At 66.5% G+C, this 13,564-nt stretch carries 16 protein-coding genes; 2 read left to right on the forward strand and 14 right to left on the reverse strand.

The window, feature by feature from the left end:
• Positions 1-46: 46 nt before the first annotated feature.
• Entirely contained in the window at positions 47-547 is a 501-nt protein-coding gene (locus NC7_RS12250; RefSeq protein WP_067982225.1) for a YbaB/EbfC family nucleoid-associated protein, read from the reverse strand.
• Positions 548-563: 16 nt separating this feature from the next.
• The gene (locus NC7_RS12255) at positions 564-887 is read right to left on the reverse strand and encodes a hypothetical protein (protein ID WP_067982228.1); all 324 of its coding nucleotides are present in this window, start codon (positions 885-887) and stop codon (positions 564-566) included.
• Positions 888-1,168: 281 nt separating this feature from the next.
• On the opposite strand from NC7_RS12255, the gene NC7_RS12260 reads away from it, so the two are divergent.
• Both NC7_RS12260 and dtd read left to right on the forward strand, forming a co-directional pair.
• Complete coding sequence (locus tag NC7_RS12260) at positions 1,169-2,668, forward strand: hypothetical protein (RefSeq protein WP_236573254.1); 1,500 nt, start codon at positions 1,169-1,171, stop codon at positions 2,666-2,668.
• A 66-nt stretch (positions 2,669-2,734) separates the two neighbouring features.
• Positions 2,735-3,178, forward strand: a complete 444-nt coding sequence (gene dtd / locus NC7_RS12265; protein ID WP_067982233.1) for a D-aminoacyl-tRNA deacylase — start codon at positions 2,735-2,737, stop codon at positions 3,176-3,178.
• Here dtd and NC7_RS12270 read toward each other — a convergent pair whose 3' ends face one another.
• The 12 genes from NC7_RS12270 to rplF all read right to left on the reverse strand — a co-directional run bounded on the left by NC7_RS12270 (position 3,179) and on the right by rplF (position 13,551).
• Entirely contained in the window at positions 3,179-4,471 is a 1,293-nt protein-coding gene (locus NC7_RS12270) for an ABC transporter permease (RefSeq protein ID WP_157101958.1), read from the reverse strand.
• Positions 4,468-5,733, reverse strand: a complete 1,266-nt coding sequence (locus tag NC7_RS12275) for an ABC transporter permease (protein WP_084458425.1) — start codon at positions 5,731-5,733, stop codon at positions 4,468-4,470. Before NC7_RS12275 ends, NC7_RS12270 begins: the two co-directional genes overlap by 4 nt.
• 28 nt (positions 5,734-5,761) lie before the next feature.
• On the reverse strand, positions 5,762-7,279 hold the full coding sequence (locus NC7_RS12280) for an ABC transporter ATP-binding protein (RefSeq protein ID WP_067982239.1): 1,518 nt from the start codon (positions 7,277-7,279) through the stop codon (positions 5,762-5,764).
• A gap of 9 nt (positions 7,280-7,288) precedes the next feature.
• A complete protein-coding gene (locus tag NC7_RS12285; protein WP_067982243.1) occupies positions 7,289-8,380 on the reverse strand; it encodes a BMP family lipoprotein in 1,092 nt (363 codons plus the stop codon).
• Positions 8,381-8,464: 84 nt separating this feature from the next.
• The gene (gene map, locus NC7_RS12290) at positions 8,465-9,262 is read right to left on the reverse strand and encodes a type I methionyl aminopeptidase (RefSeq protein WP_067982246.1); all 798 of its coding nucleotides are present in this window, start codon (positions 9,260-9,262) and stop codon (positions 8,465-8,467) included.
• The gene (locus NC7_RS12295) at positions 9,262-9,807 is read right to left on the reverse strand and encodes an adenylate kinase (RefSeq protein WP_067982249.1); all 546 of its coding nucleotides are present in this window, start codon (positions 9,805-9,807) and stop codon (positions 9,262-9,264) included. The genes map and NC7_RS12295 overlap by 1 nt, the downstream gene beginning before the upstream one ends.
• Positions 9,804-11,126 carry a preprotein translocase subunit SecY gene (gene secY, locus NC7_RS12300; RefSeq protein WP_067982250.1) on the reverse strand — a complete coding sequence of 441 codons (1,323 nt, stop codon included), beginning with the start codon at positions 11,124-11,126 and terminating at the stop codon, positions 9,804-9,806. The genes NC7_RS12295 and secY overlap by 4 nt, the downstream gene beginning before the upstream one ends.
• 166 nt (positions 11,127-11,292) lie before the next feature.
• A complete protein-coding gene (gene rplO, locus NC7_RS12305) occupies positions 11,293-11,736 on the reverse strand; it encodes a 50S ribosomal protein L15 (protein WP_067982253.1) in 444 nt (147 codons plus the stop codon).
• Position 11,737: 1 nt separating this feature from the next.
• On the reverse strand, positions 11,738-11,917 hold the full coding sequence (gene rpmD / locus NC7_RS12310) for a 50S ribosomal protein L30 (protein WP_067491217.1): 180 nt from the start codon (positions 11,915-11,917) through the stop codon (positions 11,738-11,740).
• A gap of 2 nt (positions 11,918-11,919) precedes the next feature.
• Positions 11,920-12,570 (reverse strand): 30S ribosomal protein S5, encoded by a 651-nt coding sequence (gene rpsE, locus NC7_RS12315; protein ID WP_067982256.1) that lies wholly within the window; start codon positions 12,568-12,570, stop codon positions 11,920-11,922.
• A 31-nt stretch (positions 12,571-12,601) separates the two neighbouring features.
• The gene (gene rplR / locus NC7_RS12320; RefSeq protein WP_067491072.1) at positions 12,602-13,009 is read right to left on the reverse strand and encodes a 50S ribosomal protein L18; all 408 of its coding nucleotides are present in this window, start codon (positions 13,007-13,009) and stop codon (positions 12,602-12,604) included.
• 2 nt (positions 13,010-13,011) lie between these two features.
• Positions 13,012-13,551, reverse strand: a complete 540-nt coding sequence (gene rplF / locus NC7_RS12325) for a 50S ribosomal protein L6 (protein ID WP_019045067.1) — start codon at positions 13,549-13,551, stop codon at positions 13,012-13,014.
• Between the last annotated feature and the right edge of the window lie 13 nt (positions 13,552-13,564).

The raw sequence follows: 13,564 nt of genomic DNA on the forward strand, positions 1-13,564 counted from the left end.
CCCGGGATGGTGATCGCCATATCCGATTACCCGTGAAAGTCCGCGCTCACCAGCTCGAGTCGGTGACCGAGCCACCTCGATCGCGGCCGGGACCGGGGTCGACGGTCCCGGAGAACTCCATCGGCTTGTCCGCGTCGGCGACGCGCGTCGGCGAATTCGGGGCCGTGGTCGGCGCTTTCACCTGTTCCGGCACCGTGATTTCGGGCATGCCCTCCACCAGGTCGGACAGTTTCGGCATGCGGGCGCGCTGGGTGTTCAGCGGCTCGAGCAACTGGCTCGTCTGGCGCGCCATGTCGGCCGATGCCTGCTTGGCCGCCTCGGTGACCGCCTTGGCGATCTCGGCATAGCTCAGGTCTTCGACATCGGGGCCGAATTTCGTCTCGATCACCACGTTGTCCGCGTTCACCGTCACTGTGACGTGTCTGCGCACGGTGGCGGTCGCGGTCAGGGTCGCGCGTTCCTGCTGGAGCCGGGCGATGGTGCGCATCTGTTCCTGCACACCTTCGAGAATGTCGGCCATGTCGGCTCTGGCCTGCTCGTTCACCATTGTCGCGAATACCAGCTCAGCGCAGTCCGTAGCGGTTGTCGAGGTCCATATTGTGCAGGAACTCCGCGGTTTCGGTCTGCGACTGGGACATGTTGGCGAAACCGTCGGCCACCGCGTCACCGTTGTCGGTGAGCAGCTTGCTCGACTTGGTGTAACCGCCGGAGCCGTCCTGACCATTGGCGAAGGTGTTGCCGATGGTGTCGTGCCCCCAGCAACCGTGATGGCTGTCGACCGAGGCCTTGAGGGTGTCCATGATGCTGGTGACCCGGTCGTTCACCAGACCGGTCTTGGCAGCCGCACCGCGAAACAGATGCTCATCGAATTCGACCTTGTCTGCCATCTCGACGCTCCTCCACCCTCGGGTAATACCTCTCGAGTATGCCACGGCGAGCACCCGGATGCAGGCCTCCAGAACGACAGGCGCACACCGGCACTGGCCCTCTCCTGCGGTTTCGCACCCGCTTGTCACCAGGAGTTCATCACCTCGACAGTCACCTACACAGCTGAGCCACACGCCGGGGACAACTGTGGCAGACTCGGTAGACCACAACCTGGGTCGGTGCGCCGACCTGCGCAGCAACGATGATGGGGCTCGAGATTGACGTCGCGACGGAACCGCTCATGACCGACCTGAGCGGCCTCGAACGGCGCGTTGCCGCCGATCGCGCCAACAGCCGCAGCCAACAGGCCGAGGACTACCTCCGGCTGGCCGGTTCGCTCACCGAACTGGCACAGGGACTGCTCACCACCCGCGACGACCCGTCGGGTCGCGACCGCACAGCCGAGGCGCTCGAGCCCGCGCAGGAAGCGGTGGCCATCCGACTGCACTGGCTGGTCGAGGGTTTCGTCTCCTACGAGTACGCGGGCGCGCTCCAGGACGCGTTGCGACTGTTCGAGCAGGCCACGCGGTTGGTGGGGCACCGTCAGCTCGCGACCAACACCATCCGCAGTGCGTGTTCGGCGTATCGGCAAGTGGCACAGGACTATCCGGATGTGCAGGCGATGTGCGCGGACGGGTTGTCCAAGTGCGGTGTGTGGCTGATGCGGCTCGATCACGAGGCGGCGGTGGCGGCCACGGAGTCGGCGGTACGAATCCGGGCGGCGATGTACGCGCGGGCACCCGAGCAACCGGGCAAGTATCTGGCCAGCCTGAGCACGCTGTTGCGGACGCTGATGGTCGGACGTTCCCGCAAGCAGGCCATCGCCAGCTATCGCGCGCTGTACTCGCAGGTCACCACCACGGCGAGCACGGCTCAGCTGCGCGAAACCCGGATCGAGGACCTCGACCTCACCCTCAAGACCACCCAGGCACTGCACAAGCTCGGCGCTCCGACGCTCGAGCGCGCGGGCCGCTTGACGCAGCAGCAGATCCTGTACCAGTCGGGCGGTGACCTGGCGACCATCGACGAAATCAATTGGCGTCTGGCGCTTGTCGGGCTCAAGCCGCTCGCCGCGGGCGCCATGCCCGAACCGCCGTCACGGCCCGTCGAGATCACCGCGACCTACGGTGCGATAGCGGTGCGCTGCTCGGCGCCGGACGCACTCGAGCAGGTCCGTGCCGCTGTCGGCGCCGCCTACGCCACCCACGGTGCCACGCCGGTCGACGCGGGCCGGTTCGCCGGTGTGCACGAACGGCATTGGGGTGTCAAAGAGCCGAAGGTGAACCCCGACACCGAACTCGGCGCCGACGTCGTGCTCGTTGAAAGAGCTTCGGGCAGCTGGGTTTCGGTGAAGAGCCTGAACTGGGAGATCGGCGCCCTCGGCAAGCACCCGTTGGCTGTCGCCTTGTCGGCGAAGTGGCCGGTGCTCACCGTCGCCACCATCGAGAACATCTCCTACGAGCTGTGCCTCTACGACAACGGCGTGGCAACCCAGTACGCCGCCCTCGGCCGCCCCGCGGGCCAAGCACCCCTCGACGCGCCCCTGGCGCCCCTCGATTTCGCCACCCTGGCCGACTACGGCGCCGACTACGCCTCCGAGACCCAGGTGCGCGCAGCCTTCGGCAACGCGGCCATGTTCGCCAAGGTCACCGAACTCCCCGGCAGCGGCATCCGCCAAGCCGCCGAAAAACGCCCCCTCACCGACTACGGCCCCGACATCCTCTTCTTCGGCAAGGACTGACGCTGCCAGCGGCGGGTCGGTGGTCCGGAGATCACCGATTCGCCTCACCCGGCATGATGGACAGCTGTGCGAATATTGCTGCAGCGTGTGACCACCGCTCAGGTGACGGTCGACGGCCAGGTCGTCGGGCGGATCGATCCGGCCGCGGCCGGTGTGCCACACGGTCTGCTCGCCCTGGTCGGCGTCACCCACACCGACACCGAAGAAACCGCGAAGTCCCTGGCGGACAAGACTTTTCGTCTGCGCGTCCTGGACGGTGAGCGGTCGGCCGCCGATCTGAACGCGCCGATCCTCGTCGTCAGCCAGTTCACGCTCTACGCCAACACCGCCAAGGGCCGCCGCCCCTCGTGGAACGCCGCCGCGCCCGGCCCTGTCGCCGAACCGCTCATCGACGCCTTCGCCGGGGCGCTCCGTGACCTGGGCGCCACCGTGGCCACCGGGAAATTCGGGGCGCACATGCGCATCGATCTCACCAACGACGGGCCGGTCACCGTTCTGCTCGAGGGCTGACTAGTTGTCGCCCGGCCGGTACGGGATGCCGTCGGCGGCGGGGGCGACGGCTTTGCCGACGAATCCGGCGACCACGACGAGCGTCACCACGTAAGGCAACATGCCGAGGAATTCGGTGGGGATCGGATTGCCGGGCATGGTGTTGAGGAAACGTTCCAGGGCGCTGGAGAAGCCGAAGAGCAGGGCCGCGAGCAGGGCGCCGACAGGGTGCCACCGGCCGACGATCATCACCGCGAGTGCCACGAAGCCGAGCGCCGCGGTCATGTTCTTGCTGAAGGCCACATTGTTGGCGATGGTGAAGAAGGCGCCACCGAAACCCGACAGCGCGCCCGCGCACGTGACGTTCCAGAACCGCAGCCGGTTCACATCGATACCGGCGGCGTCGGCGGCCGCCGGGTGCTCGCCGACGGCCCGGGTCCGCAACCCCCACCGAGTGCGGAACAGCAGGTACGACAGCCCGAAAACGCAGGCGAGCGCCACGTAGACGAAGAGGTTCTGGTCGAAGAGCACCGGCCCGAGAATCGGAATGTCGGTGAGGAAGCCCAGACCGATGTCGTGCAGGAAGCCGCCGATGCGCGGCACCGTGCTCGGCTGGTTGAGCGAGTGGTCCATGCGCATGAGCCGCTCGAACAGGAACCCGGTGAGCCCGAGCGCGAGCAGATTCAAGATCACACCGGTGACCAGCTGGTTCACCTCGAATCGGGTGGCCAGCCAGGCCAGCAGCAGCGTGGACACCATGCCGCTGAGGGCCGCCGCGAGAATACCGACGTAGGGATTGCCGGTGATCGAGGCGAACAGCACGGCGGTGAAGGCACCGGCCAGGAACTGTCCCTCGATACCGAGGTTGATCACCCCGGACCGCTCACACACCACCCCGGACAGTGCGCCGAAGATGAACGGCAGTGCCAGGAACAGCGTGGTGGCCAGCACGAATTCCACCGGGAACCCGACACCGGGCGTCACCACCCACGACAGCGCCGCGATCACCAGCGCGGCCGCCGCCACCCCGATGATCACCCCGTGCGTGCGCGCGCTCACCGCTCGCGCGAGCAACGCCACGCCCGACAGGACGGTGACCAGTGCGAGCGTCACCACGATCCCGAAAGTGTTGATCGTCCAACTGTTCTCGACGGTCTGGTCGAGCCGGAAGGTGGTCGCCCGCCCGTCGGGCATCCACACCAGCGCCGCCCCGGCGAGCACCACACCGAGTACGACGAGTAGGACCCCACTTCTCGGGTGACGCGCGGTTTCGGTCCCGACGACCGGTTTCGTTACGGCGACAGCGGTACTCACCAGCCCCTCGCTTCCAGCGTGTTGAGCCCACCGCGCGGAGTGCGCAGGTGCAGCAGGGTTTTCACCAGGGCGGGCGCGGCGATGAACAGCACGATCACCGCCTGCAACAGCGTGGACATCTCGACCGGGATCGCGGGCTGCATGTGCAGCGTGCCCGACTTCAGCGCGCCGAACAGCAGCGCCGCCGCGACGATCCCGCCCGGATGGGCTCGCCCGAGCAACGCGACGGTGATGCCGTCGAACCCGAATTCGGCGACCGTTCCCGGATTCACCGTGTACGGATTCAGGCCGAGCACGAGCGCCCCGCCACCGATCCCGGCCAGCGCGCCCGACACCGCCATCGTGGTGATGAACGTACGGCCCATGTCGATCCCCGCCGTTTGCGCCGCGTGCGGATTCGCGCCGACCGCTCGGATCCGGTAGCCGAAGGTCGACCTGCGCAGCAGCCACCAGATCCCCGCCGCCAGCGCCACGGCGATCAGCAGGCCGACACTCACCCGCAGGCCCGACCCGGCCCAACCCAGGAGCCGTGGCAGCCGCGCCGAGATATCGGCCGGTTTGGACACCAGTTCCTGCGAGGTGAGCGAATGGATGAAGGCGGTGCTCAACGCCCACAGCAGGAAATAGGTGGCGATATTGTTCAGCATGATCGACGAGATCACTTCGTGCGCACCGGTTTTCGCCTTCAATACACCGGGGATCGCACCGAAGAGACCACCGGCGAGCGCACCGGCCAGCAACGCGAGCGGCACGTGCAACAGCGGTGGCAGGTCGAGGGCGAAACCGACGATCAAGGCACCGAGCATCCCGAAGATGAACTGCCCGTGCCCACCGATATTGAACAGTCCGGCCCGGAACGCCAACCCGACGGCGAGCCCGGTGAAGATCAACGGGGTGGCATAGGTGAGCGTCTCCGAGATCGGGCGAAGCACTTGGGCGAGGGTGGCCGTCCCGTCGAAGAACTCACCGAGGCGGCCGATGTCGAGGATGGCGCCTTCGAACAGATCACGGTAGGCCGTGCTCACCGCCTGCCAGGAGAAACTCAGCGCGTCGGCGGGCCGATTCAGGAAGTATCCCCAGGCCCGGCGCACCGACGGATCGGAGACGATGATGAGCAGCGCGCCGATCGCGAAGGCGAGCAGCAGCGAATAGACCGTCACCATCACGCTGTTGGCCTCGGTCAGGTACCTGGTGAAGGTGCGGCCGAAACCCGGCTTGTCGGGCCGGGATCCGGTCTCCGGCGCGGTGGTCGTACTCGGCATGGGAATCCTCGAGGATGTCGGCGCCAGTTCAGCTCGGGGTGGCGGAATCGGTGGGACGGTGACCTGCCATCAGCTGACCGATGACCTCGCGCGGGGTGTCCGGGCCGACCTCGCCGACGATCCGGCCGTTGTGGATCACCGCGATCCGGTCGGACAGCGCGAGGATCTCGTCCAGTTCGGCGGAGATGAGCAATACCCCTGTCCCGGAATCCCGTTCGGCGACCAGCCTGCTGTGAATGAATTCGATGGCACCGACGTCCACCCCACGGGTGGGTTGCGCGGCCACCAGCACCGCACGGGGACGGGAGAATTCCCGGGCGATCACCACCTTCTGCTGGTTGCCGCCCGACAGCGCGGACACCGGCTCGCCCGGGCCCCGCGTGCGGATGTCGAAGTCGGCGATGGCCTTGTCGGCCAGGGTGCGCACCGCGCCGTTGTCGAGCACGCCTCGGTGCGACAGCGGTGGGTCACGGTACTGGTTGAGCACGAGGTTCTCGGCCACGGTGAAGTCGGCGGCCAGCCCGTCGCGTCCCCGGTCCTCCGGGATGTAGCCGAGTCCGGCGACGATCCGCCGGTAGGGGTCCCACGAGGTCACCGGCACCCCACCCATCTCGACGGTCCCCCGGTCCGGGCGAACGGTTCCGAGCACGGCCCTGGCCAGTTCGGTCTGGCCGTTGCCCTCCACCCCGGCCAGCCCGACGATCTCGCCGGATCGCACGGTGAGGTCGAGTCCGTCGAGCACCGCCGTGCCCCGCTCGCCGAGCACCGTGAGATCGCGTACCGCCAGCGCGACCGCCCCCGGTTCGGCCGGGGTGCGCTCGACGGTCAGCGTCACCGATCGCCCGACCATCGCCGCTGCCAGCTCGGCCTCGCTGTCCTCGGGCGAGGCGTGGGCGACCACCTTGCCACGGCGCAGCACCGTGATGGTGTCGGCGATGGCCTTCACCTCCTTGAGCTTGTGGCTGATGAAGATCACCGACATGCCCGCGGCCGTGAGATTGCGAATGATGCCGAGCAGTTCCGCGACCTCCGGCGGGGTGAGGACGGCGGTCGGTTCGTCGAGAATCAGCAGGTCGGTGTCGCCGGAGAGCGCTTTGACGATCTCCACGCGCTGCTGCACACCGACCGGCAGATCCTCGCAGATGGCCGCCGGGTCGAGCGCGAGGCCGTATCGATCCGACACCGTGCGCACCGCGTCGCGCGCGGCGGCACGGTCGAGAATCCCCCGTCTGGCGTGCTCTCGACCCAGCTGCACATTGTCGGCGACGCTGAACGGGCCGACGAGTTTGAAATGCTGGTGCACCATGCCGATTCCGGCGGCGATCGCGTCACCGGGCGAGCGGAAACGCACGGGCTCGCCGTCGATGAGGATGTCGCCGCTGGTCGGCTCCACGATGCCGTAGAGCATGTTCATCAAGGTCGATTTGCCCGCGCCGTTCTCCCCGAGAATCGCGTGCACCTGGCCGGGTTCCACCACCAGGTCGACATCGTCGTCGGCGAGGAAGTCGCCGAAAGCCTTGGTCAGTCCCCGTACTTCGAGTCGCATGTCATGTCCTCAGGGCGTGGGGGCGGCCGGTGAATCGATCACGATCCGGCCCTCGACGATCTCGGTGCGCAGGGCCGTGAGCTCCTGTTTCAGTCGTTCGGGAACGGCACCGTCGAAATCGTGGAACGGCGCCAGCCCCACCCCGCCGTTGCCGAGCGTGCCGACATAGCGGCCGTCCGTCGGTCCCTCGGCGAACGCGTTGTCGATCGCCACCCGCACCGCGGCGGAAATGTCCTTCATCGACGACGACAGCATGATGTCCTGGTATTCGGGCACCGCCTCGTACCCGTCGGAATCGACCCAGACCATGCTCACGCCCGGCGAATCGCGCACCGCCGACGCCCCACCCATCCCGACGGGTCCGGCCACCGGGTGAATGATGTCGGCGCCCTGGGCGATGAAATTCTCCGTCAACGAGCGGCCCGCGCTGGTGTCGTCGAAATTGCCCGTGAACGAGCCACGTTGCTCGGCCACATTCCAGCCGAGCACCTCGGTGCCGGTTCGGTGGACCTGGTTGTATCTCGCCACCCCGGCCGCGAAACCGTCCATGAAGATCGTCACGGCCGGGATCTGCATGCCGCCCCAGGTGGCGACCCGCCCGGTCTTGGTCGTACCCGCCGCGAGATAGCCTGCGAGATAAGAGGATTGGGCGGCGTTGAACTCCATCGAATAGACGTTGTCCAACTCCACGTGCGCGTCGACGATGGCGAAACGCTGATCCGGGTACTCCCCCGCCACCTGCGCCACCGCCTCGGCCATCAGCCCGCCGACCCCGATCACCAGATCGCAGTCGTCATCGGCCGAGGCCCGCAGATTGGGCTCGTAGTCGGCGGAACTGTTGGACTGTCGGTAGGAGCCGTGGACACCGGGGTTGGCGTCGACCGCCGCCTTCACCCCGTTCCAGCCGGACTCGTTGAACGATTTGTCGTCCACCCCACCCGCGTCGGTCACCATGCAGGTCTCGAACCCCGCACTCGCCGAACCATAGGTATTGCCCGACCCCGTATAACGCGACTCCACGGGCGGCTCACCGCAACCGCCGAGCGACACCGCCGCCGCACACCCCGCGACGACGGCGATCACCGCGATGCCAGATCTCATCACTCAGAGATACAGGATCACCCCGGCTCCGAGCCGGATTCGAAACATTACTTCACCGAAAAGTCGCGAACGACTTTCCCGACATCATTCCGGGCGGAGGGTGAGGATGCGGGGGCCGTCTTCGGTGACGGCGACGCTGTGTTCCCAGTGGGCGGCGCGGGAACCGTCGGTGGTCACCACGGTCCAGTCGTCGTCGAGGGTGGTGGTTTCGGTGGTGCCGAGGGTGAGCATCGGCTCGATGGCCAGCACCGATCCGACGACCAGGCGCGGGCCCTTACCGGGGGCACCCTCGTTCGGCAGGAACGGGTCCATGTGCATCTCGCGGCCGATGGCGTGGCCACCGTACCCGTCGACGATGCCGTACTTGCGGCCGTGCACTTCTTCGGCGGCGCGGGTACCGAGCTCGATCGCGTGCGACACGTCGGTGAGCCGGTTCCCCGGAACCATCGCGCCGATGCCCGCCTCCATCGACCACTTGGTGGCCTCGCTCAGCAAGCGGTCGGCTTCGATGATGGCGCCGACGCCGAAGGTCCAGGCGGAGTCGCCGTGCCAGCCGTCGAGGATGGCACCGCAGTCGATCGACACCAGGTCGCCCTCGGCGAGGATGTCGCTCGCCGAGGGGATCCCGTGCACCACACGGTCGTTGACCGAAGAACAGATCGAGCCGGGGAAGCCGTGGTAACCCTTGAACGACGGAACCGCGCCCGCCTCCCGGATCACCTGCTCGGCGACCTCGTCGAGCTCCAATGTCGACACGCCGGGCTTGGCGGCGTCGCGCACGGCGACCAGCGCCCGCCCGACGATCGCGCCCGCCGCCGCCATGGCATCGAGCTCGCCCGCCGTGCGGAACGGCACGACCTTCTTCTTCCGACCGAATGCCATTACTGGCCGAGGGCCTTCAGCGCTCGCGCGTTGACATCGTCGACTTCGCCGATGCCGTCGACGGTCACGACGAGACCGTCGTAGTACTCGAGCAGCGGCTCGGTCTCCTCGCGGTAGACCCGCAGCCGGTTGCGGATGACGTCTTCGGTGTCGTCGGCGCGGCCACGGGCGAGCATGCGCTCGACCACGGTGTCCTCGGCGACCACGAAGCACAGCACGGCGTCGAGCGCGCTGCCGTGGTGCTCGAGGATCTTCTTCAGCGCGTCGGCCTGGTCGACCGTGCGCGGGTAACCGTCGAGCACGAAACCGTTCGCGGCGTCCGGTTCGGCGACGCGGGCTTCGACCATGCGGTTGGTGACGTCGCTTGGCACCAGGTCACCGGCGTCCATGTACTTCTGCGCCTCGCGACCGAGCGCGGTCTGCTGGCTGATGTTCGCGCGGAAGAGGTCTCCGGTGGAGATGTGCGGAACGCCCAGCTTTTCCGACAGCAGGACGGCCTGAGTACCTTTGCCGGCACCCGGCGGACCGAGCAGAACAACTCTCACTTGAGGAACCCTTCGTAATTTCGATTCATCAGCTGGCTCTCGATCTGCTTGACCGTGTCGAGACCCACGCTGACCATGATGAGCACCGCGGCACCGCCGAAGGCCATGTTCGCGGACTGGCCCGTGCTACCGGCGCCGAGGAACAGGCTCGGGAGGACGGTGACCGCACCGAGGTAGATCGAGCCGGGCAGGGTGATGCGGCTCAGGACGTGATTGAGGTAGTCGGCGGTCGGCTTACCCGGACGATAGCCCGGAATGAAGCCACCGAACTTCTTCATCTCGTCGGCGCGTTCCTCCGGGTTGAAGGTGATCGCCACGTAGAAGTAGGTGAAGAAAACGATCAGACCGAAGTAGATGGCGATGTAGACCGGGTTGGTCGGGTCGACCAGATACTTCTGGATGATCTCCTGCCACCAGCTCGGGTCCGTCGTGGTGCTCGACGAGGTGAGCTGCGAGACCAGGTTGGGCAGGTAGAGCAGCGAGGACGCGAAGATCACCGGGATGACACCGGCCTGGTTGACCTTCAGCGGCAGATAGGTCGACGAACCGCCGTACATCTTGCGACCGACGACGCGCTTGGCGTACTGCACCGGGATCCGGCGCTGACCCTGCTCGACGAAGATCACGGCGACGATGATCGCCACGACGGCGACACACACCAGGCCGAAGACGAGACCACCACGGGTATCGAGGATGGCCTTGCCGTCGAGCGGGATGCGCGCGGCGATACCGGCGAAGATCAGCAGCGACATACCGTTGCCGACACCACGCTCGGTGATCTGCTCACCGAACCACATCACCAGCGCCGCACCGGCGGTCATCACCAGCACGATGACGATCATGCCGAAGATGCCGGTGTCCTCGAGAATGTCTTCCTGGCAGCCCTGCAGCAGCTGTCCACGGGCGGCCAGCGCGACGAGACCCGTGGCCTGCAGGATCGCCAGAGCGATCGACAGGTAGCGGGTGTACTGCGTCATCTTGGTCTGGCCTGCTTGGCCTTCCTTGCGCAGCTCTTCGAAGCGCGGAATGACCACGGTCAGCAGCTGGATGATGATGCTCGCCGTGATGTACGGCATGATGCCGATCGCGAACACCGAAAGCTGCAGTAGCGCACCACCGGAGAACAGATTGATGAGCTGGTAGATACCGGCGGAATCGCCACCGGAGACCAGCTTCACGCATTCCTGGACGTTCTGATAGTTGACGCCGGGGGACGGCAGCGCGGCACCCAACCGGTACAGCACGATCAACCCCAGCGTGAAGAGAATCTTCCGCCGTAAGTCCGGAGTCCGGAAGGCCGATACGAAGGCGGAAAGCACAGATCCTCCTGGCGAACGACATGGTCATGCCATGCGACTGAACCAACACGGCGTCGTGGTGGAGACGTCAGCCGATGACGAGCTTGGCAGACAACACTTGTTGAGACTCTACAGTGACACCGGACGAGCGCTCGACTCGTCCGGTGTCACTGCGACTACAGTACCGTCAGGCCAGTTCGGTGACGGTGCCACCGGCGGCGGCGATCTTCTCCTTGGCGGAGCCGGTCACCTTGTCGGCGGTCACCTGCACGGCGACGGAGATGTCGCCGTCGCCGAGGACCTTCACCAGTTCGTTCTTGCGAACGGCACCGGCCGCGACGAGCTCGGCCTTACCGACCGTGCCGCCCTCGGGGAACAGCTCCGCGATGCGGCCAACGTTCACAACCTGGTACTCCACGCGGAAGCGGTTGGTGAAGCCCTTCAGCTTCGGCAGGCGCATGTGCAGCGGCATCTGGCCACCCTCGAACGCCGCGGGGACGTTCTTGCGGGCCTTCGTGCCCTTGGTACCACGACCAGCGGTCTTGCCCTTGGAACCCTCACCGCGACCCACACGGGTCTTCTCGGTCTTGGAACCCGGCGCAGGACGCAGGTGGTGCAATTTGATGGTCATGTCAGACCTCCTCAACTGTTACGAGGTGGCGCACGACATTGATCAGACCGCGGTTCTGAGCGTTGTCCTCACGAACCACCGACTGGCGGATCTTCCGCAGGCCGAGGGTACGCAGGCTCGCGCGCTGGTTCGCCTTGGCACCGATCGTGCTCTTGATCTGGGTCACCTTGAGATCAGCCATGGTCAGGCTCCCTGTCCCGCACGCGCACGCAGCATGCCCGCCGGAGCGACGTCCTCGATCGGCAGACCGCGACGCGCGGCAACCTCTTCGGGACGCTGGAGCATCTTGAGCGCGGCAACCGTCGCGTGAACGACGTTGATCGCATTGTCGCTACCGAGCGACTTGGCCAGAATGTCGTGAATGCCAGCGCATTCGAGCACGGCACGCGCCGCACCACCGGCGATCACACCGGTACCGGGCGAAGCCGGACGCAGCATGACCACACCGGCCGCCGCCTCACCCTGAACCGGGTGGGTGATGGTCGAGCCGATCATCGGGACGCGGAAGAAGCTCTTGCGAGCCTCCTCGACACCCTTCTGGATGGCCGCGGGAACTTCCTTGGCCTTGCCGTAGCCGACGCCGACCAGACCGTTGCCGTCACCGACGATCACGAGGGCGGTGAAGCTGAAGCGACGACCACCCTTCACGACCTTGGAGACGCGGTTGATCGCGACGACGCGCTCGAGCTGGTTCTTCTCGGCCGCGTTGTCCCGACGGTCGCCGCCGCCGCGACGATCGCCGCCACCGCGACGGTTGCCCTCGGGGCCACCGCTGTTGTTGTTGTTCTGTCCGGCGGGTCCGTTGCCGCCGTCACGCCGCTGACGTCCCGGCATCAGACGTTCCTTCCGTTCGAAATAACAGTCATCAGAACTTCAGCCCACCTTCACGAGCGGCATCGGCCAGCGCCGCGATGCGGCCGTGGTAGTCGTGACCACCACGGTCGAACACGACCGACTCGATACCGGCGGCCTTGGCGCGCTCGGCGATCAGCTGACCGACCTTGGCGCCCTTGGCGGACTTGTCGCCCTCCAGCGCACGCACATCGGCCTCGATCGAGGACGCGGCGGCGATGGTCTTGCCGACCGAATCGTCGACGAGCTGAGCGTGCAGGTGCCGCGAGGAGCGGTTGACCACCAGGCGCGGACGCTCGGTGGTGCCGACGACCTTCTTACGCAGACGGAAGTGACGGCGGGTCTTCGACAGACGACGCTTCGTCGATGCGTCCTTGCCCAGCGGAATCCGCTTGGCCTTCTGGTTAGCAGTTTGCGCCATGATCACTTACCCGTCTTTCCGACCTTGCGGCGAACGACCTCGCCGGCGTAGCGGATGCCCTTGCCCTTGTACGGGTCGGGCTTACGCAGTCCGTGGATCACAGCGGAGATCTGGCCGACCTTCTGCTTGTCGATCCCGGACACCGAGAACTTGGTGGGCGATTCCACCGCGAAGGTGATGCCTTCCGGGGCCTCGATCGGCACCGGGTGGCTGTAGCCGAGGGCGAACTCCAGGTTCGAACCCTTGGCGGCGACGCGATAACCGACGCCGAAGATTTCCATCTTCTTCTCGTAGCCCTTGGTGACACCCTCGATCATGTTGGCGATCAGGGTGCGGGAAAGGCCGTGCAGCGAACGGTTGGCGCGCTCGTCGTTGGGACGGGCGACCTCGAGCTCGTTACCCTCACCCTTGGTGACGGTGATCGGCTCGGCCACGGTGTGCGACAGGGTGCCCTTGGGCCCCTTCACCGTGACGACCTGGCCGTCGATGGTGACGTCGACGCCTGCCGGAATCTCGATGGGCTTCTTACCAATACGCGACATTAGTCCTGACCTC

The organism is Nocardia caishijiensis NBRC 108228 (assembly GCF_001612825.1).
GTDB classification, from domain to species: domain Bacteria; phylum Actinomycetota; class Actinomycetes; order Mycobacteriales; family Mycobacteriaceae; genus Nocardia; species Nocardia caishijiensis.